Origin of the sequence: Antarctobacter heliothermus (assembly GCF_900188425.1) — a bacterium.
GTDB classification, from domain to species: domain Bacteria; phylum Pseudomonadota; class Alphaproteobacteria; order Rhodobacterales; family Rhodobacteraceae; genus Antarctobacter; species Antarctobacter heliothermus.
In genome coordinates this window covers 194943-215962 of the sequence record NZ_FZON01000001.1, presented here as the reverse complement: position 1 = coordinate 215962, position 21020 = coordinate 194943, and the positions used below count along the sequence as shown (strand labels likewise).

Below are 21020 nucleotides of genomic sequence, written 5' to 3'. Positions count from 1 at the left end.
CCGAAGATTTTGCCTGACGCCATTGTGAAGCATCACATGGGTGTTAGACTTTCACTTGGACATGGGGTATGCGGTGCGTGACAAGGGTCGTTAGCGCTAACGGCGGGTGCCGAAGCGGCACAGGCGACCGAACAGGAAAGGCACGGGGCTTATGGTTTCACGCGTTATTCCGGTCGAGCCTTTCGACCTGGTTATCTTTGGGGCGACGGGCGATCTGGCCCGCCGCAAGATCCTGCCGGGCCTGTTCCGGCGTTTTTGCAGCGGGCAGATGCCCGAAGAGGCTCGCATTCTGGGGGCGGCCCGCAGCGAGATGGACACCGCAGGCTTTCGCCAGTTGGTGGCCGAGGCGGTGGCCGAATTTGGCGGTGGGCGCCATTGCGAGGACGGCACGCTGGAGCAGTTTCTCGAGATCGTCGACTATGAGGCGGTGGACGCCATGGGCGACGGCGGCTGGGAGGCGCTGAAAGGCCATCTGCGCGACGGCTTTGTGCGCGCCTTCTATTTCTCTGTTGCGCCGTCGCTGTTCGGGGCGCTGGCGGAACGGCTGCGCACTTTTGGGTTGGCCGATGATGACAGCCGCGTAGTGGTGGAAAAGCCTTTTGGCCACGATCTGGAGAGCGCCAAGGCGTTGAACGCGACGCTGCGCCAGCACTTTGCCGAGGATCAGATTTACCGGATTGACCATTATCTGGGCAAGGAAACCGTTCAGAACCTGATGGCGGTGCGCTTTGGCAATATGCTGTTTGAGCCGCTGTGGAACGCGCAATACGTTGATCACATACAGATCACCGTGGCCGAAACCGTCGATGTCGGCGGGCGCGGCGGCTATTACGACAAATCGGGCGCGATGCGGGACATGGTGCAGAACCACCTGATGCAGCTGTTGTGCCTGATCGCGATGGAGCCGCCCGCGCGGTTTGAACCGGATTCGGTGCGCGACGAAAAGCTGAAGGTGATCCGCGCGCTGGACCCGGTGGATTACCACCACATCGTGCGCGGTCAGTACGACGCGGATGACAATCAGCCGGGCTATCGGGTGCACGTGGAAAATCCGCGCTCGACCACCGAGAGCTTTGTGGCGATGAAATGCCATATCTCGAACTGGCGCTGGGCGGGCACGCCATTCTATCTGCGCACCGGCAAGAAGCTGCGCGGGCGGACAAGCGAGATCGCGGTGGTGTTCAAGGATGCGCCGCATTCGATCTTTGATTCGGAATCCGGGCGGCATCGCAACGTGCTGTCGATCCGGCTGCAACCGAATGAGGGCATGACGCTGGACGTGACCATCAAGGAGCCGGGGCCGGGCGGCATGCGTCTGGTGGATGTGCCGCTGGACATGTCCTTTGCCGAGGCGCTGGGACCAGAGGCCGAAGAGGTGCCCGACGCCTATGAGCGGTTGATCATGGACGTGATCCGGGGCAATCAGACCCTGTTCATGCGCGGCGACGAGGTCGAGGCGGCCTGGGCCTGGACCGATCCGATCATCGCCGGCTGGCAAAGCCGGGGAGAAGTGCCCAAGCCCTATGACGCGGGCACGGCGGGGCCGGAAGACGCGCTGATGCTGATGCACCGGGATGGTCGCCGATGGCGGGAGATCCGGGTTTAACGGGAAAGGCCCAGTCATGAACTATGAATTCATCGCGTATCAGGACCGTGAGATGCTGGTCATCGATCTGGCCAACCAGATGGCAGGCGACCTGCGCGCCGCGCTGGGCCATGAGGACCGCGTGGCGCTGGCGGTGCCGGGCGGCACCTCTCCGGGGCCGGTGTTTGACCATCTCTGCGCGGTCGATCTGGACTGGTCGCGGGTGGACGTTCTGCTGACGGACGAACGCTGGGTGCCAGAGGATCATCCACGGTCGAACACCGCGCTGTTGCGCGAACGTCTGTTGGTCGACCGTGCCGCCAAGGCGCGGTATCTGCCGCTGTATGCCGATGCGCCGGAACCAGAGGGGGCGCTGGACGCGCTGGCCGCGCCCATCGCAGAGGAACTGCCGCTTGCGGTGGTCTTGCTGGGGATGGGGGCGGACCTGCACACGGCCTCGATCTTTCCGGGGGCCGACCTGCTGGAAGAGGCGCTGTCACCCAAGGCCCCGATCCTGTTGCCGATGCGCGCGCCCGGCGCGCCGGAGCCGCGCATCACGCTGACCGCGCCGGTGCTGAACGGCGCGCTGCGCAAACATGTTCTGATCTATGGCGCGGAAAAGCGCGCGGTGCTGGAAGGCGCGCGCGGCAAGCCGCCCGCCGAGGCACCGATCAACGCGGTCCTGTCCGATGCCGTGGTGCATTGGGCCGCCTGACCGCGAGGGTCTGTCTTCTGGTTGTGACATGCTGCCCGCATACGGGCGGCCAGACGAAACGAAATGCGCCGCCAACAGGGCGGACAAGGGGGCACCATGTTCGAAGATCTCAAGGGTTTGGCTGCGGCACAGGGCGATCGCCGGATCGAGGCGCTGTTTGGTGACACGGCGCGGGCGGCAGAGTTCAGCCTGACAGCCGAGGGGCTGCTGTTCGACTATTCCAAGACGCAGATCGACGGCGACGTGCGCGCAGCCCTGCTGGCACTGGCCGAGACTCGCGGCGTGGCGGCGCGGCGCGACGCGATGTTTGGCGGCGAAAAGATCAACGAGACCGAGGGCCGGGCGGTGCTGCACACCGCCTTGCGCAACCTTGATGGATCTGCGGTTGCGGTGGACGGCGTGGATGTCATGCCACCCGTGCTGGAGACGCTGGACCGGATGGAGGCGCTGGCGGATGAAATCCGCGCGTCAGAGATCACCGACGTTGTGAACATCGGCATCGGCGGGTCCGACCTTGGGCCGGTCATGGCGGTGCTGGCGCTGGCACCCTATCACGACGGGCCGCGCACGCATTTTGTCTCTAACGTCGATGGCGCGGATGTCACCGACACGCTGAAGCAATGCAACCCTGAGACAACGCTGTTCATCGTCGCCTCCAAGACCTTTACCACCATCGAGACACTGACAAACGCGCGCACCGCAAAGGACTGGCTGGCGGCAAACGGCGTATCCGACGCGGGCAAGTTTGTTGCGCTGTCGTCCAGCCTAGAAAAGGCGGGGGCCTTTGGCATCCCGGCGGAACGGGTGTTCGGGTTCGAGGATTGGGTTGGCGGGCGCTATTCGGTCTGGGGACCGATTGGCCTGTCTGTGATGCTGGCGGTGGGGCCGGACAATTTCCGGGCCTTCCTGACCGGCGGCATGAAGATGGACCGGCATTTCCAGTCCGCGCCACTGGCCGAAAACCTGCCGGTGCTGTTGGCTCTGGTGGGGATCTGGCACAATCAGGTGCTGGGCCATGCGTCGCGCGTGGTGCTGCCCTACGACAACCGTCTGATGCGGCTACCCGCCTACCTGCAACAGCTGGAGATGGAATCGAACGGCAAGGGCGTCAGCATGGACGGCGCCGATCTGCCGTATAACTCTGGCCCCGTGGTCTGGGGAGAGCCGGGCACCAACGGCCAGCACGCGTTTTACCAATTGATCCATCAGGGCACGCGGGTGATCCCGGCAGAGTTCCTGGTGGCGGCACAGGGCCATGAGCCAGAGCTGAAGCATCATCACGACCTGCTGGTTGCCAACTGCCTTGCGCAGTCCGAGGCGCTGATGCGTGGCCGGTCACTGGATGAGGCGCGCGGCAAGGTGGCGGATGCGTTTGAGGGTGATGAATTGGAGCGGCAAGCGCGGCACCGGGTGTTCCCCGGCAACCGCCCGTCCACGACGCTGATATATCCGCTGCTGGACCCGGAGACGCTGGGCAAGATCGTGGCGCTGTATGAACACCGGGTGTTTGTCGAGGGGGTCATCCTTGGCATCAACTCTTTTGACCAGTGGGGCGTCGAGCTGGGCAAGGAGCTGGCCACCGCGCTGGGACCGATGGTGACGGGCGCACAAGAGGTCGAGGGCAAGGACGGATCGACCGCCCAATTGCTGAGGTTCGTGCATACGCACGGGCGCGGCTGAAGTTCCATCAAGGCGAAAAAACAATTCCGGGAACGAAGGCGAAAAAAGGCGCGTTTTCAAGGCAGATCGAACGAAACAAAGGAGATCGCCATGACACGCTTCATGTTGACTGTCGCAACGACTGCCCTCGTTCCCACCCTTGCGCTGGCCGAAAGCCACGCCGCGGGTGACACCATGGATCCGGCCAAGGATCCGGTGCCGATGGAGCAGACCGATGCCCCCGAGGTGACCGATACTGCCGATCCGATGGCACCGGACGCCGATCCCATGGCGACTGATATGGCCGAAGACGCCGATCCGGTTGCCCCCAAGATGGACACAGACAAGATGGCCGATACCGGTCATGCCGCAGACCATTCCATCGGCCTGATGTCGTCCACCAAGGCCTCTGTCATCATCGGCGCGCCGATCTACACGCTGGCCGCCGAAGAGCAGGTCGATTGGGATCCGACGGTGGACTATAACACCGTTGCCGACGAATGGACCCGGATCGGGTCGATCGATGACTTCGTCCTGGGCGAAGACGGCAAGATCTCGGGACTGGTGGCCGAAGTGGGCGGCTTCCTCGGGATGGGTGACACGCTTGTGTTGCTGCCGCTGGACCAGACCCGCATGGTGTCTGTGGATGAAGTCAGCTACGCGGTCGTGACGCCGTACACCAGCGAGCAACTGACCGAAATGGAAAAAGTCGAGTGATCTGTTTGACTTGACCTATGGCGCCCGGGGCATGTCCCCGGGCGTTTTTCGTTTGTGCCTCAGGTCTTGGTCTGGTCGGGGATGTCGAAACCGGGCGCGGCCAGTTCGAACCCCTCGAACCGAAACCCCGGCGAGACGGTGCAGCCCACCAATGTCCAGTCGCCTAGGGTTTCCGCCGCCTGCCAATGGCCCGGCTCTACGATCCCCTGCGGACGCTGCCCGGCGGCCAGATCGGGGCCCAGGATCATGTCCTGACGCGGACCGCTGTCGGTTGGTGCGCGTATCAGGCGCAGCGGCGCGCCAGCATAGAAGTGCCAGATCTCGCCCGCATCGACGCGGTGCCAGTGGCTGCGCTCACCGGCTTTCAACAGGAAGTAGATGCAGGTGCCGGGCGACCGGCCCTCACCTGCGGCCTGCCAGGTCTGGCGATAGTGCCCGCCCTCGGGATGGGGCGACAGATCCAGCAGGGCGATGATCTCATCAGCTATCATGCAACGTACGGTCCTCTGAGGTTTGGTTAACGCCCCACGCGCACCTTTGGGTCATCAAGACTGAACCGAGCAGGAGAGACAAGATGTCGACTGTGACGACCGACGTTCGCCGGATGGCAGAGGAAATCGTGGCCCGCGAGGGGGGCTATGTCAACGACCCCGACGACCCCGGCGGGGCGACGAAATACGGCGTGACGATCCATACCATGCGCCGGCTGGGTCTGGACCTGACCGGCGACGGGCGGGTGGATGCCGAAGACGTGCGCCAGATCACCCGCGAACAGGCGGTGACGATCTTTCTGACGCATTACTATATCAAGCCGCGCATCGCCGACCTGCCGGAACCGCTGCATGAGACGGTGTTTGACATGTATGTGAACGCGGGCGGCAACGCGGTGAAGATCCTGCAACGGCTGCTGAACCAGATGGGCGAAGAGGTCAGCGTCGACGGCGCGATTGGCCCGCAGACCGTCGCCGCCACCGCGCGCGCCTATGGCAAGGCGCCCGGTCACATGGTCGATGCCTACGGGATCGCACGGCGCAACTACTATTTCCGCATCGCCGACAACCGGCCCGCCTCGCGCAAGTACGCGCGGACGCGTGCGGGTGGCAAGGGCGGTTGGATCAAACGGGCGGAAAAGTTCATCTCTGCCCGCTACCACATGACGGATGTCGAGTTTCAGGCACGGGTGGCGGCATGGGGCTGATTGGTCAACTTCTGGGGGCGCTGTTCGGCTCTGGCCGCAACGTGGTTGCCGAAACGGCAGAGGTGTTCCGCATCAACGCCGAGGCGCAGGCGCAGCGCGGGCATGATGCCCAAGAGGCGGCGTTGGCGCAGATGGCCGGAGAGTTCCGGGTGGTGCGCCGGGGCTGGTTTGACCGCTTCATGGATGCGCTGAACCGGGTGCCACGCCCGGCGATGGCGTTGGGGACGCTGGGGTTGTTCGTGGCAGCGATGGTCGATCCGGTGTGGTTTGCCGCGCGCATGGCGGGCATCTCGCTGGTGCCGGAACCGCTGTGGTGGCTGCTGGCGGCGATTGTCAGCTTTTACTTTGGCGCGCGCCACCATGCCAAGGGGCAGGACTTTCAGCGCGATCTGGCGGCGACCATGGCGGCGGTGCCGCGAGTCGTCCAGACGGTGCGCGATGTCGAGGCGTTGCGCGACGTGACGCCCGGAGACGCCCCGGTGGATCCTGCCAGCTTTGAGATGCCGCTGGACAACCCGGCGCTGGCGGATTGGCGGGCGGGACGCGGCTGACACAGGCCATACATTGCGACATTGTGATCTGATCTGCGGGCCGATTTCGATTGGCCCGCTTTTTTCCGCGCCCTATAGTCCGGCTCATGATTACAGAGCTCGGACATTTCGCCCTCATCCTGGCCTTTTTGGTCTCGATTGTTCAGATGGTCATGCCAATGGTGGGCGCGCACAAGCGATGGCCCGGCTGGATGGCCGTGGGGGAACCGGCGGCAACGCTGCAATTCCTGCTGGTCGCCGTCAGTTTTGCGGCGCTGACCCATGCGTTTGTGGTCTCGGATTTTTCGTTGCGGATCGTCTACGAGAACAGCCATTCCGACAAACCGATGCTCTACAAGATCTCCGGCGTCTGGGGGAATCACGAAGGGTCGATGCTGCTCTGGGTGCTGATTCTGGCGCTGTTCGGGGCTTGCGCGGCATGGTTCGGGGCCAATGTGCCGCCGACGCTGCGGGCGCGTGTGCTGGCGGTGCAGTCGTCAATTTCTGCGGCTTTCTATACCTTTATCCTGTTCACTTCCAACCCGTTTGATCGACTGTCCGTCGCGCCGATCAATGGCACCGACCTCAACCCGCTGTTGCAAGACCCCGGTTTGGCGTTTCACCCGCCGTTTTTGTACCTTGGCTATGTCGGGCTTTCGATCTGCTTCAGCTTTGCCGTCGCCGCCCTGATCGAGGGGCGCGTCGATGCGGCCTGGGGGCGCTGGGTGCGGCCCTGGACGCTGGCGGCGTGGATCTTTCTGACGATCGGCATCGCGCTGGGATCGTGGTGGGCCTATTACGAACTGGGCTGGGGCGGGTTCTGGTTCTGGGATCCGGTGGAGAACGCATCGTTCATGCCGTGGCTCTTTGCCGGTGCGCTGCTGCATTCCGCCATCGTGGTGGAAAAGCGCGAGTCGCTGAAAAGCTGGACGATCCTGCTGGCGATCCTTGCCTTTGGCTTTTCGCTGATCGGCACGTTCATCGTGCGCTCTGGTCTGCTGACATCGGTCCATGCCTTTGCCAATGACCCGGTGCGCGGCAAGTTCATCCTGTATATCCTGCTGTTCTTCACCGGTGGCGCGCTGACTCTGTTTGCCGCGCGGGCCAAGACGATGGAGGCCAAGGGCGTCTTTGGTGTTGTCAGCCGCGAAAGCGCGCTGGTGGCGAACAACGTGCTGCTGGCGGTCTCCAGCTTTGTCGTCTTTGTCGGGACCATGTGGCCCTTTGTGGCCGAGATGCTGTTTGACCGGAAACTGTCGGTCGGGGCGCCGTTCTTCAACATGGCCTTTACGCCGTTCATGGTGGTGCTGGGCCTGATCCTGCCCATCGGCGCGATGATCAGCTGGAAACGCGGCAAACTGGATCGCGTGCTGCGGTCGCTGATGCCTGCCTTTGGGCTGGCGGTGGCGCTGATGGGGCTGGTCTGGGCGATGCAGACCGGGCGCAGCCTGATGGGGCCGATCGGCGTCTTTCTGGGCACCTGGCTGGTGGCCGGTGCGGCAACGGACCTGATCAGCCGCACGGGTCAGAACCGCGACCTGTCGCGGCTGTTCCGGCTGCCGCGCTCTGAATGGGGCAAGGCGGTGGCGCACTCGGGCCTTGGCGTCACGATGCTGGGCATTGCCGGGATGCTGGCCTGGCAGCAAGAGGATATTCGGGTTGCGCAAATCGATACGCCCTTTGAGGTCGGCGCCTATGAGTTCACGCTGCAGGACGTGCAGCGCGTGCAGGGGCCGAACTATATCTCCACCATGGGTCAGGTGCTGGTCACCAAGGCGGGCCGCGACGTGGCCGTGCTGAACCCCGAAAAACGCATCTATCCGGTGGCGCAGATGCCGACGACAGAGGCGGCGATTGATTACCGTTTCATGCGCGACGTCTATGTGGTGATCGGTGATGCGCAGGACGGCGGCGGATGGGTCATGCGGGTTTATATCAAACCGCTGGCAAACTGGATCTGGGGTGGCGCACTTTTGATGGCGCTTGGCGGCTGCCTGAGCCTCAGTGACCGTCGTTACCGGATCGCGGCCGGCGCGCGCAAGGCGGCGCCGGTGCAAGGGGTGCCTGCGGAATGATGGATTTCATGACGCGGTGTCGGCCCTATGTCCTTGGCGGTGTTCTTGCCCTCGTGGCGACCGTGGCGTTGGCGGTGCAACCCGATGAGGTGCTGGACGATCCGGCGCTGGAGGCGCGCGCGCGGGACATCTCGGCAGGGCTGCGCTGTCTGGTCTGCCAGAACGAAAGCATTGACGAAAGCAACGCCTCATTGGCGAAGGATCTGCGGCTGCTGGTGCGGGATCGTCTGCTGGCCGGGGATACGGACGCCGAGGTGGTGGCCTTTATCGTCGATCGCTATGGCGAGTTTGTTTTGCTGAAGCCGACAACCGGCGGCTGGAACTGGCTGCTCTGGGCGTCGGGGCCTGGGCTGTTTGTGCTCGCGCTGGGGATGGGGGTGGCCTATATCCGCCGCCGCGGTCAGGTGCCTGCGGGCGGAGAGGCCGGGCTGAGCGAGGATGAGCAAAAACGGCTGGATGAGTTGCTGAAGGACTAGACCCCGGTAGGGTCAGGCGGGCGCGCCCATCTGTTTGGCCACAAACCACTGCGTCCCGCAGGCCGAGCGAAAGCCGCCGCGACGGTCGCCATCGCCTTTTTCCAGCATCGGCTGGATCTCAACGGCCCCGTGCGCCAGCGCCTTGGCAAAAACGGCGTCCGGATCGGGCAGGTACAGATGGATCATCGCATCCGCGCCGCCCTCTGCCCCGCCCATCATCAGGACGGTGTCGCCGATGCGACATTCGGCGTGCATGATACGGTCACCGTCGTGAAAGACACGCAGACGGGTGGCGTCAAACACCGCTTCGCAGAATTGCAAGGTCGCCTCCGGGTCGGAGAGGATCAGGTAAGGCGACAGATCGGTATAGCCATCGGGTTTGTAGGTCATGACCACATGATTGCAGGGCGGCCGCCGCGCCGTCAACGCCAGAGACGTGCGCTGATTGCCTGTGTGCGTGGGACGTGACGCCGCGTTTGGCTTTGCCTTTCCGGGGGCTGGGATGTTTCATGCGCGGCAAGGAAATGGGAGCACGCCAATGCAATACGACATGATCACCTACGCGGTGTCCGAGAACATCGCCACCGTGACGCTGAACCGGCCTGACGTGATGAATGCGCTCAACACCCAGATGCGGGCCGAGATCACCGACGCGGTGGCGCGCGGCGGGCGTGAGGCGCGGGTGGTGGTGCTGACCGGGGCGGGCAAATCCTTTTGCTCGGGTCAGGATCTGGGCGACCGGGCCAATGCCGCCAACCTTGATCTGGAACGTACCCTGCGCGACGAATATGTGCCGATGCTGCACGCCATCTATGACTGCCCGGTGCCGACGATCAGCGCGGTCAACGGCGCGGCCGCCGGGGCAGGGGCCAATCTGGCGTTGTCGGCGGATGTGGTGATCGCCACGGAATCGGCTTTTTTCCTGCAGGCGTTTACCCGCATCGGGCTGATCCCGGACGCCGGCGGCACATGGCTGTTGCCGCGCCAGATGGGACTGGCCAAGGCGATGGGCGCGGCGCTGTTTGCGGAAAAGATCTCGGCCAAGCAGGCGGATGACTGGGGCATGATCTGGGAGGCGGTGGCCGACGATGGTTTTGCCGCCCATGTCGCCGCCCGGGCCGCGCATCTGGCCAAGGGGCCGACAGCGGCCTATCTGCGCGTGAAACAGGCGCTGCGTGCGAGCCATGACAACGATCTGGAAACCCAACTGGGCGTCGAATCGAAATTGCAGGGCGAATGCGGCAAGACCCGCGATTTCAAAGAGGGTGTTGTGGCCTTTATGGAAAAGCGCCCGGCGGTCTACGAAGGGCGCTAGTCCGCGCTGGTCCCGTATGGGAAACGAAAAAGGCCCGGCGATTGCCGGGCCTTTTGGTTTGGAGTCGTCCTGATCGTGCTTAGCGGTTTTCGATGTCCACGTAATCCCGCTCGGTCTCGCCCAAGTACAACTGGCGCGGGCGGCCGATCTTGTTCTGCGGATCGTTGAGCATTTCTTTCCACTGGCTGACCCAGCCAACGGTGCGCGACAGCGCAAAGATCGGCGTGAACATCGAGGTCGGAAAGCCCATCGCCTCAAGAATGATGCCCGAATAGAAGTCGACGTTCGGGAACAGTTTTTTCTCGGCAAAATAGGGATCGGCCAAGGCCTGCTTTTCGAGCTCTTTCGCGGTGGCAAGAACCGGATTGTTCTCAACCCCCAGCAGGTCCAGCACCTCATCGGCGGACTGCTTCATCACCTTGGCGCGCGGGTCAAAGTTCTTGTAGACGCGGTGGCCAAAGCCCATCAGGCGGAACGAGTCGTCCTTGTCCTTGGCGCGGGCGAGATACTCGGGGATATTCTCTGGTGAGCCGATTTCCTTGAGCATTTCAAGGCAGGCCTGGTTGGCGCCGCCATGCGCCGGACCCCAGAGGCAGGCGACACCGGCGGCGATGCAGGCAAAGGGGTTCGCGCCCGAGGACGAGGCCAGACGCACGGTCGAGGTCGAGGCGTTCTGTTCGTGATCGGCGTGCAGGGTAAAGATCCGGTCCATCGCGCGGGCAAGGATCGGGTCGACAACATATTCCTCAGCCGGAACGCTGAAACACATGTGCAGGAAGTTGGCCGCGTAGTCCAGATCGTTGCGCGGGTACACGAACGGCTGACCGATCGAGTATTTGTAGGCCATCGCCGCGATGGTCGGCATCTTGGCGATCAGACGGTGGCTGGCGATCTCGCGCTGGCGCGGGTCCGCGATGTCGGTGCTGTCGTGGTAAAAGGCCGCCATCGCGCCAACCACACCCACCATGACCGCCATCGGATGCGCGTCGCGGCGGAACCCACGGAAGAAGTTGTACATTTGTTCGTGGATCATCGTGTGGCGGGTGATCGTGTTCTCAAACTCTTCCAGCTCACCGGCCTTGGGCAGGTAGCCGTAAAGCAGCAGAAAGCAGACCTCGAGGTAGTGCGATTTCTCGGCCAGCTGGTCGATCGGGTATCCGCGGTGCAGCAGCTCACCCTTGTCGCCGTCGATAAAGGTGATGGTCGAATCGCAGGACGCGGTCGAGGTAAAGCCGGGGTCGTAGGTAAAGACGCCCGCCTGTCCGTAAAGCTTGCGAATGTCGATCACGTCCGGACCGGCGGTAGGTGCGTGAATAGGCAGCTCAAAGCTGTTCCCGTCGATCGTCAGCGTCGCGGTCTTGTTGGTCTCAGCCATGCTTATTATCCCTCTGGTATCACGAGGCGGGGCCGGTTTGCGGCCCTGCCGGTTGAAGTCACATGGCCGTCCCCGGGGCCTCAGCCCTCTTTTTCGGCCGCCGCCCGATCCAGCCGCGCGACGCTTTCGTCGCGGCCCAGGACGAGCATCATGTCAAAGACCGACGGGGTCACCGCGCGCCCGGCAAGCGCGGCCCGAAGCGGGCCGGCAAGTTTGCCGAATTTGGTTCCGTGATCTTCGGCGAAACGGTTCAGCACCGCCTCCAATTCATCCTTGTTCCAGCTAGCATCTTGCAGCTGCGGCGTCAACGCAGCCAGTATACCACGGGATACCGGGTCAAGGTTCTTGGCGGCCTTCTCGTCCGGCACGATCGGCGTGTCCGTCAGAATAAATTGCGCTTTTTCAAGAAGTTCCGGAAAGGTTTTGGCCCGCTCCTTGAGGCAATACATCGCACGTCCCAGCCCGTCGCGTTTTTCATCTGGCAGTTTAACCGCACCAGTTGCCTCAAGGTAAGCCTCGATTTCATGCAGCAGTGCAGCATCGTCCGCCACGGCGATATGCTGACCGCAGAGATTTTCCAGCTTCTTCAAGTCAAAGCGTGCCGGAGACTTGCCGATTCCGCCCAGATCGAACCAGTCTTTTGCCTGCGCATCGGTAAAGAATTCGTCATCGCCATGCGACCATCCCAGCCGGGCAAGGTAGTTGCGCATGCCTGCCGCCGGATAGCCCATCTTCTGATACTCGTCGGCCCCCAGCGCGCCGTGGCGTTTGGACAGTTTCTTGCCGTCGGGTCCGTGGATCAGCGGGATATGGGCGTAGACCGGCAGCGGCCAACCCATCGCTTGATAGATCCCCATCTGGCGCGCGGCGTTGTTGAGGTGGTCATCGCCCCGGATCACATGGGTCACGCCCATGTCAAAGTCGTCCACGACCACCGCCAGCATGTAGACCGGCGTCCCGTCCGAGCGCAGCAGGACCATATCGTCCAACTGGTCATTACGGATGGTAACGCGGCCCTGCACCTGATCGTCGATCACCGTTTCGCCCTCTGTCGGGGTCTTGAGGCGGACAACATAGGGCGCATCGGGGTGGCTTGCGGGATCGGCGTCGCGCCACGGGCTGTGGAACAGGGTGGAGCGACCTTCGGCGCGCGCCGCCTCGCGGAAGGATTCGATCTCTTCCTGGGTGGCAAAGCATTTGTAGGCCGCGCCCTTGGCCAGCAGCTCATGCGCGACTTCAGCGTGGCGGTCGGCACGGGCGAACTGGCTGATCACCTCGCCGTCATGATCCAGGCCCAGCCAGTCAAGGCCGCGCAGGATCGCCTCTGTCGCCTCTGGGGTGGAGCGGGCGCGGTCGGTGTCTTCGATCCGCAACAGGAACTTGCCGCCCCGGCCACGGGCGTACAGCCAGTTGAACAGCGCGGTGCGCGCCCCGCCAATGTGCAGGAAACCAGTGGGCGAGGGAGCAAAGCGGGTGACGACCTGAGCGTCGGACATCTTGGTTAACCTTTTCCTAACGGCGGGGAGGGTAAGCTTGGCCGTTCCTTAACGAGCCACCCAACGGGGGGCAAGCATGGGTCAACCCCTCTCCTGGCTGGTGTCGGTCCTACTGGGCCAGCGTGGCCATCTGTTTCCATGGACTCCGGTCTGCCTTGCAACCGGGATCGGGATCTTTTTTGCCCTGCGGGTTGAACCGCCGGTTGCCCTGTTGTGGCTGTGTGGGTCGATTGGCCTGCTGGCTGCGCTGCAGCACCGCGCCGGGCCGATCTGGGGGCCGCTGCTGGCGGCGCTGGCACTGGCGTCTCTGGGGTTTGCGCTGGCGGGCGCGCGGGCGCACCAGGTCGCCGGTCCGGTGCTGGATTTCCGGTATTACGGCGCGATTGAAGGGCGTGTCATACAGATTGACCGCTCTGCCTCGGACGCGTTGCGTCTGACGCTGGACCGCGTGGTGCTGGAACGTATGGACCCTGACGAGGTGCCGACCCGCGTGCGCGTGTCATTGCACGGCACCCAGGGGTATCTTGATCCGACGCCCGGACAGGTTGTGATCCTGACGGGGCATCTGTCGCCGCCCGGCGGCGCGGTAGAGCCCGGCGGATTCGATTTCCGGCGCCATGCCTGGTTTTTGCGGCTGGGCGCTGTGGGGTACACGCGCAAGCCTGTCTTGTTGCTGGAACCGGCGGGCGAGGGGTTGCGAGTAGCGCGGCTGCGCCTGTGGTTGTCGGCGCGGGTGCAGGCGGCCTTGCCGGGAGAGCGGGGCGCCTTTGCCGCCGCCATCATGACCGGGGATCGGTCCGGCATGGGGCAGGACACGTTGCAGGTGCTGCGCGACAGCAACCTGGCGCATCTTCTGGCAATCTCCGGGCTGCACATGGGGCTGCTGGCGGGCTTTGTCTTTGCCGCGCTGCGGCTGGCGCTGCTGCTATCCCCTCATGCGCGCCACCACTGGCCGGTCAAGAAGCTGGCGGCGGGTGGCGCGCTGGTGGCGGCGGCGGGCTATCTGGCGTTGTCGGGGGGCAATGTGGCGACAGAGCGGGCCTTCATGATGGTGGCCGCCGCGCTGTGCGCGATGATGCTGGACCGGCGCGCGCTGAGCCTGCGCAGCGTGGCGATAGCGGCGCTGGTGGTGCTGGTGATGCGGCCCGAGGCGTTGATGGGCCCCGGTTTTCAGATGTCCTTTGCGGCGACAACGGCGCTGGTGGCGGTGTTTGAGCGGTTGACCATCTGGCAGCGGGACCATGATCTGCCGCGCTGGATTGCGCCGGTGATGTCGGTGGTGGTGTCCTCTGCGGTGGCAGGGGCGGCGACCGCGCCGGTGGGCATGGCGCATTTCAACCAGATTGCGCAATACGGTTTGCTGGCCAACCTTGCGGCGGTGCCGGTCATGGGGATCTGGGTGGTGCCGCTGGCGGTGCTGGCGGCGTTGCTGATGCCATTCGGGTTGGACTGGATCGCGCTGAAGGTCATGGCGCTGGGGCTGGGCTGGATATTGGGCGTGGCCCATACGGTGGCGGGCTTGGACGGCTCTGTGGGATATATCGTGGCACCTGCGCCAATTGTCCTGCCGTTGATTGCGGCGGGCGGGCTGATCCTGTGCCTGTGGCGCGGACGGGGACGGCTGGCGGGACTTGCGCCGCTGGGTCTGGCGGCGGTGCTGTGGGCGGGGACGGACCGGCCCTCGGTGCTGATCGCCGACAGCGGCACGCTGATCGGGGTGATGACTCCACAGGGGCGCGCGCTGTCACGCGATCGCGGGTCGGCCTTTGTGGCCGGTGTCTGGCTGGAGAACGACGGACAGGGCTTTAACCAACCTCAGGCGGCGGCGCTTTGGCCGGAACCCGTTGTGGACCGGATGGCGAAGGCAGATCTGGACGGGCTGAACATCCTGCATTTGCAGGGAAAACGCGCCGCCGCGCGCGTCGACACATGTCATCCCGGTCAGATTGTCGTGTCCAGCGTTGATATCGACCTGCCGGGCGGATGTGAGGTGTTTGATCCGGCGCGGCTGCGCCAAAGCGGGTCGGTGGCGGTCTGGATGGATCAGGGCGCCCCGCGCATCGTGACCGACCGCGATGCGTCGGGAACACGGCTTTGGCACGCCGCCACGCCAAGGCCGTTTCGGCTGGCGTGGCGGGTTCAATAAGTTCGACGGGTTCAGTAGGTACGGATCAATCCCACAAGCCGTCCTTGCACGGTGACGGACCCTTGCGGCAACACGCGCGGTTCATAGGCCGGGTTTGCGGCCTCCAAGATGATCATCTCGCCCTTGCGGCGGAACCGTTTCAGCGTGGCCTCATAGCCCTCGATCTGGGCGACGACGATATCGCCGTCGCTTGCGTCGGGGGATTCGCGGATCACCACCACGTCACCGTCGTTGATGCCCGCGTCGATCATCGAGTCGCCCTTGACCTCAAGCGCGTAGTGCCGCCCCTGACCGCGCAACATCTGCCCCGGCACGGACACGCCGGGGGCCGGATCATTGATTGCCTCGATCGGGCGACCGGCGGCGATGCTGCCGACCAGTGGCAACTCCGTCAGGTTTGCCGCATCAAGATTGAAGGCGCCAGAGGGACGAGAGCCCGCCCGATCCCCTTCGATCACCGTCGGGTTGAAACCAACGGGATGTCCGCCCAGGCTTTCAGGCAGTTTCACGATCTCGATGGCGCGCGCCCGGTGGGCCAGACGGCGGATAAAGCCGCGTTCCTCAAGCGCCGTGATCAGGCGGTGAATGCCGGACTTGGACCGCAGATCAAGCGCGTCCTTCATTTCGTCGAAACTGGGGGGCACCCCGTCACGGGTCATCCGCTTGTTGATGAAGTCCAAAAGATCGAGTTGTTTCTTCGTCAGCATGGCGCGACCCCGTGTTTGTTAACTTTTGTTCTACGGGTGTTCCTGTTTTGTGTCAACAATTGCGTGAAAATCGCCACTACTTTTGTTGCGCCTTGGCGTCAGATCTCTGTCTGTGGTGCCGGATTTGTGCGCCGCCACGGCTGTTTTCCACCGCTGGCAAAGCCCGCCGCAATCACAGCGGCAGATATGAGACGATCTCTCCGGCGGTGTGCGCGCCATCGCCTGCGGGGCGCACCAGCAGCGCATTTGCGCGGCCCAAGACGCTCAGCAGACTGGAGTCCTGACGATCAAGGGCGGTTATGCCTGCCTCTGACACAACCGCGCGCATGTAGTGTTCGCGCGGCCCGTTCGGCGTCAGCGGGGCGGCCAGTTGGGTGTTGTGGCGCGGGGCGGGGGCGGCGCCAAGACCCAACATGGCGCGGATCACCGGTGCCACAAAGACATGCCCGCAGACCATCGCGGACACCGGGTTGCCGGGCAGGCCGATCATCATGGCCCCGTTCAGACGGCCCGACATCAGCGGTTTGCCCGGTCGCATGGAAACCTTGTGAAAGGCCCGCTCCATCCCAAGTTCCGCCGCGACCTGCGCCACGAGATCGTGATCCCCCACAGAGGCCCCGCCGATGGTGATCACCAGATCCGCGTCCTCGACCAGCGAAAAGCCGTGGATGAGCGAGGATGAGGTGTCGCGCGCAATCGGCAGGATGCGCGGCTCTGCCCCGAGGTCGCGCAGCAGAGCGTGCAAGCCAAAGGTGTTCGACGCGATGATCTGGTCGGGGCCGGGTGTGTCGCCGGGCATGACCAGCTCATTGCCGGTCGAAATCAGCGCCACGCGCGGTTTGCGGGTGACGGGCACCTCGGCGATGTTCATGGCCGCTAACAGGGCCACGTCCTGCGGAGACAGGCGTTTGGGGGCGGGAACCGTCTGTCCATTGCGGAAATCGGTGCCGGCGGGGCGGATGTAGAGGTTTTCGTCCAGATCGGCGTTCAGGGTGATGGCGTCGCCGTCGCGGGTGACGTCCTCCTGGATCACGATGCGGGTGGCCCCCTGCGGCACCGGCGCGCCGGTAAAGATGCGCACCGCCTGACCCGGACTGACAGGACCATCAAACCGCGCGCCTGCGGCGCTTTCGCCGATGACGGTGAACCGCTGTCCCGGTGCGGCCTCGGGGACGGCATAGCCATCCATCGCGGAGGCTGCAAAGGGCGGCTGATCGCGCCGTGCGGTGACGGGACGCGCCAGCACCCGCTCCGCCGCCTGTATCAGTGGCACAGTTTCTACCGGCAGCGGCGCGGTCAGGGCAAAGAGGTGGTCGAGGGCTTGGGTGACGGTGATCATGTCGCCTCAAAGCGCCCGGATTTGCCGCCATCCTTCAAAAGCACGCGGATACCGCTGATCACCATGCCCTTATCCACCGCCTTGACCATGTCATAGACAGTCAGCGCAGCGGTCGAGACGGCGGTCAGCGCCTCCATCTCGACGCCGGTCTGGCCAGAGGTCTTGACGGTGGCCACGATCCGCAGACCGGGCAGGTCGGGGTCGGCGGTCAGGTCGACCGTGACCTTGGTGATCGGCAGCGGGTGGCACAAGGGGATCAGCTCGGGCGTCTTTTTCGCGCCCATGATGCCTGCCAGACGCGCCACGCCGATCACGTCGCCCTTTTTGGCGCGGCCCTCGGTGATCAGGGCAAAGGTGTCCGGGGCCATGGTGACATGGCCCTCGGCGGTGGCGATGCGGTCAGTCACGGGTTTGTCTGAGACATCGACCATATGCGCGTTGCCCTGCGCGTCGAAATGGCTGAGACCGCTCATGCCGGCACCGGGTTCTTGAGCAATTCACGGGTCGCCTCGGCCACGTCGGCCTGTCGCATCAGGCTTTCGCCGATCAGAAAGGCGCGGGCGCCATGGGCGGCCATGTCAGCCAGATCGGCGGGGCTGTTCAGGCCGGACTCGGATATCAGGTAGCGGTCTTCGGGGATGTGTTTCGACAGCTCGCGGGTGGTGTCCAGCGTCGTCTCAAAGGTCTTGAGGTTGCGGTTGTTCACACCGATCAGCGGGCTGTTCAGCAGCAGCGCGCGGTCCAGTTCCGCGCCGTCATGCACCTCTATCAGCGCGTCCATACCCCAGCTTTGCGCCGCAGACTCCAGTTCGGCGGCCTGCGCATCGGACACGGAGGCCATGATGATCAGGATGCAATCCGCGCCAAGCGCGCGCGCCTCGGCCACCTGGTAGGTGTCGTACATGAAATCCTTGCGCAGCGCGGGCAGGGAACAGGCCGCGCGGGCGGCGGTCAGGAACGGTTTCGCGCCCTGAAAGGACGGCGTGTCGGTCAGCACCGACAGGCAGGTCGCGCCACCCGCCTCATAGGCCTGTGCCAGCGCGGCGGGGTCGAAATCGGCACGGATCAGCCCCTTGGACGGTGAGGCCTTCTTGATCTCGGCGATCAGGCCATAGCCCTTTTCCGATGCCGCCATGAGCGCCCCGGCAAAAGGCCGCACCGGGGGCGCGGCGCGGGCCGCGTCCTCAACCTCGGACAGGGGTTTGGCGGCCTTGTCGGCGGCCACTTCGTCCAGCTTGTAGGCTTTGATCTTGTCGAGGATGGTTGTGGTCATGGGGCAGGTCTTTCTGGCGTCGTCCAGTTGATCGGCGTCTGGCCACTGTCTTTAAGCCAGTCGTTGATGCGCGAAAAGGGCCGCGAGCCGAAAAAGCCGCGCCGCGCCGACAGCGGAGAGGGATGCGCGCTGGTCAGGATCAGGTGGTCCGCACTGGTGATGTATTTGGCAAAGCCCTGCGCATGCGCGCCCCAGAGCAGGAAGGCGCGGGGGCGGTCCGACAGCGCGGCAAACACCTGTTCGGTCAGACGCGACCAACCCAGTTTGGCATGCGCACCGGCCTTGCCCGCCTCAACCGTCAGCGCGGTGTTGAGCAGCAGCACGCCCTGTTCAGCCCAAAAGCGCAGGTCGCCATTGGGGGGCACAGCCCCCAGATCCGCCTGCATCTCCTTGTAGATGTTGGTCAGGGAGCGGGGCAGGGGCCGCACATCCGGGTCCACCGAAAAGGCCAACCCGTGCGCATGGCCCGGTGTCGGATAGGGGTCCTGTCCCAGGATCACCACACGGGTGGCCTGCGGCGGGCAGGCCGCCAGTGCGGCGAAAACCTGAGTGGCGGGCGGCAGCACCTGCGCGTCGCTTTGGGCAAGATGCGCCGCGATGCGGGGCAGATCCTGCGCAAAGAATGGCAGATGTTGCCAGCTTTTGGGCGGGGTCGGGGGCGCGAAGCTCACGCCGCCTGCGTCGCCTTGGCCAGCGCCTGCACCTTGGCCAGGGCCGCACCGCTGTCGATACTCTCAACCGACCGTTCCACGCCGTCGCGCAGGTCCGTGGCCTGACCAGCGATCACCAGCGCAGCGGCCGCATTCAGCAGCACCGCGTCGCGATAGGCCGAATGCGCGCCGTCCAACAGGGCACGCATGGCCTTGGCGTTTTCCTCGGGTGAGCCGCCGATGATGTCCTCAAACGGATGCACAGGCAGACCTGCGTCCTCGGGGTGCAATTCTGCCTCATGGATGCTGCCGTCTTCTTCCAACGCGGCGATCCAGCTGACGCCGGTGATGGTCAACTCATCGGTGCCATCCGAGCCATGCACCAGCCATGCTCGTTCGGAGCCCAGTTTGCCCAGCACCTCGGCCATCGGGCGGATCAACTCGCGGGTAAACGCGCCGGTGAGCTGGCGCTTGACGCCCGCCGGGTTGGTCAGCGGGCCAAGGATGTTAAAAATCGTGCGGGTGCCAAGCTCGGCCCGGACCGGGCCGACATGGGCCATGGCCGGGTGGTGCATGGGGGCCATCATGAAACAGATGCCGACATCGGCCAGCGCCTTTTCCACCTTGTCGGCGCCAATCATCACGTTGATGCCCATCTGCCCCAGCGCATCGGCTGCGCCGGATTTGGACGACAGGTTGCGGTTGCCGTGTTTGGCTACGGTGACACCCGCACCCGCCACCACAAAGGCCGTCGCGGTCGAGATGTTCAGCGTGCCTTTGCCATCCCCGCCGGTGCCGACAATGTCCATCGCGCCCGCAGGGGCCGCGACTTTGTTGCATTTGGCGCGCATCACGGCGGCAGCGGCGGCGTATTCATCCACTGTCTCTCCGCGCGTGCGCAGCGCCATCAGCAATCCGCCAATCTGGGCGGGCGTGGCCTGACCGGCAAAGAGGATGCCAAAGGCGCGCTCTGCCTCGGCCCGTGTCAGGGGGCGGTCGGCACTGGTGCCGATAAGAGGGCGAAGGTCATCGCTCATGCCGGCACCTTCAGGACGTCGAGAAAATTCTGCAACATGGCGTGCCCATGCTCCGAGGCAATGGACTCCGGGTGGAACTGCACGCCGTGGATCGGCAAATCGCGGTGCATCAGCCCCATGATGGTGCCGTCCTCCAGCTCTGCCGTGACTTTCAGCGTCTCGGGCAGGTCTGACCGGCGCACCACCAGCGAATGATAGCGCGTGGCCTTGATCGGTGAGGGCAAGCCCTTGAAGACGCTTTCCCCGTGATGGTGCATCGACCCCATCTTGCCGTGGACGATCTCATCGTGGCGCACAACTGTCCCGCCAAAGGTCTGACCAATGGTTTGATGGCCAAGGCACACGCCCAACAGCGGTGTCCCCGTCTCTGCGGCGGCCTGTGTCAGGGCGAGGCAGATGCCCGACTGGTCTGGCGTGCCGGGGCCGGGGGACAAGACGATGCCTGCCGGGTTCAGCGCCATGGCCTCTTGCACGTTCAACGCGTCGTTGCGCCAGACCTGTACATCAGCCCCCTGTTCGCCCAGATAATGGACGAGATTATAGGTGAAACTGTCGTAGTTATCGATCAGGAGCAGCATGGCCGGGCCTTCGTCAGCTGGGTCTGGTTGCAGGGGTATTCCGCGGGGACGCGATCGGGGGCTGGTAGCCCATGGCCACGTCGCGGTATACATGCACAGGCCATAATGGTGGCGTCAAGCCCGGCAAGGGTGCAAGACTACAGGACAAA

At 64.3% G+C, this 21020-nt stretch carries 21 protein-coding genes; 10 read left to right on the top strand and 11 right to left on the bottom strand.

Going from position 1 to position 21020, the window contains the following annotated elements:
- Positions 1–151: 151 nt before the first annotated feature.
- The 4 genes from zwf (at position 152) to CHB90_RS01020 (ending at position 4676) form a co-directional block, all read left to right on the top strand.
- Positions 152–1606: a glucose-6-phosphate dehydrogenase gene (zwf, locus tag CHB90_RS01035; protein ID WP_089275956.1), complete on the top strand. Its 1455-nt coding sequence runs from the start codon at positions 152–154 to the stop codon at positions 1604–1606.
- Between the two features lie 16 nt (positions 1607–1622).
- Positions 1623–2300: a 6-phosphogluconolactonase gene (pgl, locus tag CHB90_RS01030; RefSeq protein WP_089275955.1), complete on the top strand. Its 678-nt coding sequence runs from the start codon at positions 1623–1625 to the stop codon at positions 2298–2300.
- 96 nt (positions 2301–2396) lie between these two features.
- Positions 2397–3980, top strand: a complete 1584-nt coding sequence (pgi, locus tag CHB90_RS01025) for a glucose-6-phosphate isomerase (RefSeq protein ID WP_089276016.1) — start codon at positions 2397–2399, stop codon at positions 3978–3980.
- A gap of 90 nt (positions 3981–4070) precedes the next feature.
- Entirely contained in the window at positions 4071–4676 is a 606-nt protein-coding gene (locus CHB90_RS01020) for a PRC-barrel domain-containing protein (RefSeq protein ID WP_089275953.1), read from the top strand.
- Positions 4677–4735: 59 nt separating this feature from the next.
- Here the strand turns inward: CHB90_RS01020 and CHB90_RS01015 are convergent, their stop codons facing one another.
- Complete coding sequence (locus tag CHB90_RS01015; protein WP_089275951.1) at positions 4736–5167, bottom strand: cupin domain-containing protein; 432 nt, start codon at positions 5165–5167, stop codon at positions 4736–4738.
- A gap of 83 nt (positions 5168–5250) precedes the next feature.
- On the opposite strand from CHB90_RS01015, the gene CHB90_RS01010 reads away from it, so the two are divergent.
- The 4 genes from CHB90_RS01010 to CHB90_RS00995 all read left to right on the top strand — a co-directional run bounded on the left by CHB90_RS01010 (position 5251) and on the right by CHB90_RS00995 (position 8955).
- The gene (locus tag CHB90_RS01010) at positions 5251–5874 is read left to right on the top strand and encodes a holin-associated N-acetylmuramidase (protein ID WP_245823103.1); all 624 of its coding nucleotides are present in this window, start codon (positions 5251–5253) and stop codon (positions 5872–5874) included.
- A complete protein-coding gene (locus CHB90_RS01005; protein ID WP_170940953.1) occupies positions 5865–6425 on the top strand; it encodes a holin family protein in 561 nt (186 codons plus the stop codon). Before CHB90_RS01010 ends, CHB90_RS01005 begins: the two co-directional genes overlap by 10 nt.
- Before the next feature lie 86 nt (positions 6426–6511).
- Positions 6512–8479 carry a heme lyase CcmF/NrfE family subunit gene (locus tag CHB90_RS01000; RefSeq protein WP_089275950.1) on the top strand — a complete coding sequence of 656 codons (1968 nt, stop codon included), beginning with the start codon at positions 6512–6514 and terminating at the stop codon, positions 8477–8479.
- Positions 8476–8955, top strand: a complete 480-nt coding sequence (locus tag CHB90_RS00995) for a cytochrome c-type biogenesis protein (protein ID WP_425426576.1) — start codon at positions 8476–8478, stop codon at positions 8953–8955. Before CHB90_RS01000 ends, CHB90_RS00995 begins: the two co-directional genes overlap by 4 nt.
- Positions 8956–8967: 12 nt before the next feature.
- Here the strand turns inward: CHB90_RS00995 and CHB90_RS00990 are convergent, their stop codons facing one another.
- Positions 8968–9345, bottom strand: coding sequence for a VOC family protein (locus tag CHB90_RS00990; RefSeq protein WP_089275949.1), 378 nt, complete (start codon positions 9343–9345; stop codon positions 8968–8970).
- A 148-nt stretch (positions 9346–9493) separates the two neighbouring features.
- Between CHB90_RS00990 and CHB90_RS00985 the strand changes: the two genes are divergently transcribed.
- The gene (locus CHB90_RS00985) at positions 9494–10270 is read left to right on the top strand and encodes an enoyl-CoA hydratase-related protein (protein WP_089275947.1); all 777 of its coding nucleotides are present in this window, start codon (positions 9494–9496) and stop codon (positions 10268–10270) included.
- A gap of 79 nt (positions 10271–10349) precedes the next feature.
- On the opposite strand, the gene gltA is transcribed toward CHB90_RS00985, so the two are convergent.
- A complete protein-coding gene (gene gltA / locus CHB90_RS00980) occupies positions 10350–11645 on the bottom strand; it encodes a citrate synthase (protein ID WP_089275946.1) in 1296 nt (431 codons plus the stop codon).
- A gap of 80 nt (positions 11646–11725) precedes the next feature.
- Complete coding sequence (gltX, locus tag CHB90_RS00975; protein ID WP_089275945.1) at positions 11726–13141, bottom strand: glutamate--tRNA ligase; 1416 nt, start codon at positions 13139–13141, stop codon at positions 11726–11728.
- A 76-nt stretch (positions 13142–13217) separates the two neighbouring features.
- On the opposite strand from gltX, the gene CHB90_RS00970 reads away from it, so the two are divergent.
- A complete protein-coding gene (locus CHB90_RS00970) occupies positions 13218–15287 on the top strand; it encodes a ComEC/Rec2 family competence protein (protein WP_089275944.1) in 2070 nt (689 codons plus the stop codon).
- An 11-nt stretch (positions 15288–15298) separates the two neighbouring features.
- Here CHB90_RS00970 and lexA read toward each other — a convergent pair whose 3' ends face one another.
- The 7 genes from lexA to CHB90_RS00935 all read right to left on the bottom strand — a co-directional run bounded on the left by lexA (position 15299) and on the right by CHB90_RS00935 (position 20871).
- On the bottom strand, positions 15299–15994 hold the full coding sequence (gene lexA / locus CHB90_RS00965) for a transcriptional repressor LexA (RefSeq protein ID WP_089275943.1): 696 nt from the start codon (positions 15992–15994) through the stop codon (positions 15299–15301).
- A 172-nt stretch (positions 15995–16166) separates the two neighbouring features.
- Positions 16167–17333 (bottom strand): molybdopterin molybdotransferase MoeA, encoded by a 1167-nt coding sequence (locus CHB90_RS00960; RefSeq protein ID WP_089275942.1) that lies wholly within the window; start codon positions 17331–17333, stop codon positions 16167–16169.
- Positions 17330–17806: a cyclic pyranopterin monophosphate synthase MoaC gene (gene moaC / locus CHB90_RS00955; RefSeq protein WP_089275941.1), complete on the bottom strand. Its 477-nt coding sequence runs from the start codon at positions 17804–17806 to the stop codon at positions 17330–17332. Before moaC ends, CHB90_RS00960 begins: the two co-directional genes overlap by 4 nt.
- A complete protein-coding gene (gene trpC, locus CHB90_RS00950) occupies positions 17803–18606 on the bottom strand; it encodes an indole-3-glycerol phosphate synthase TrpC (protein WP_089275940.1) in 804 nt (267 codons plus the stop codon). The genes moaC and trpC overlap by 4 nt, the downstream gene beginning before the upstream one ends.
- Positions 18603–19277 carry a uracil-DNA glycosylase gene (locus tag CHB90_RS00945; RefSeq protein ID WP_089275939.1) on the bottom strand — a complete coding sequence of 225 codons (675 nt, stop codon included), beginning with the start codon at positions 19275–19277 and terminating at the stop codon, positions 18603–18605. Before CHB90_RS00945 ends, trpC begins: the two co-directional genes overlap by 4 nt.
- Positions 19274–20293, bottom strand: a complete 1020-nt coding sequence (gene trpD, locus CHB90_RS00940) for an anthranilate phosphoribosyltransferase (protein ID WP_089275938.1) — start codon at positions 20291–20293, stop codon at positions 19274–19276. Before trpD ends, CHB90_RS00945 begins: the two co-directional genes overlap by 4 nt.
- Entirely contained in the window at positions 20290–20871 is a 582-nt protein-coding gene (locus tag CHB90_RS00935; protein ID WP_089275937.1) for an anthranilate synthase component II, read from the bottom strand. The genes trpD and CHB90_RS00935 overlap by 4 nt, the downstream gene beginning before the upstream one ends.
- Positions 20872–21020: the final 149 nt, after the last annotated feature.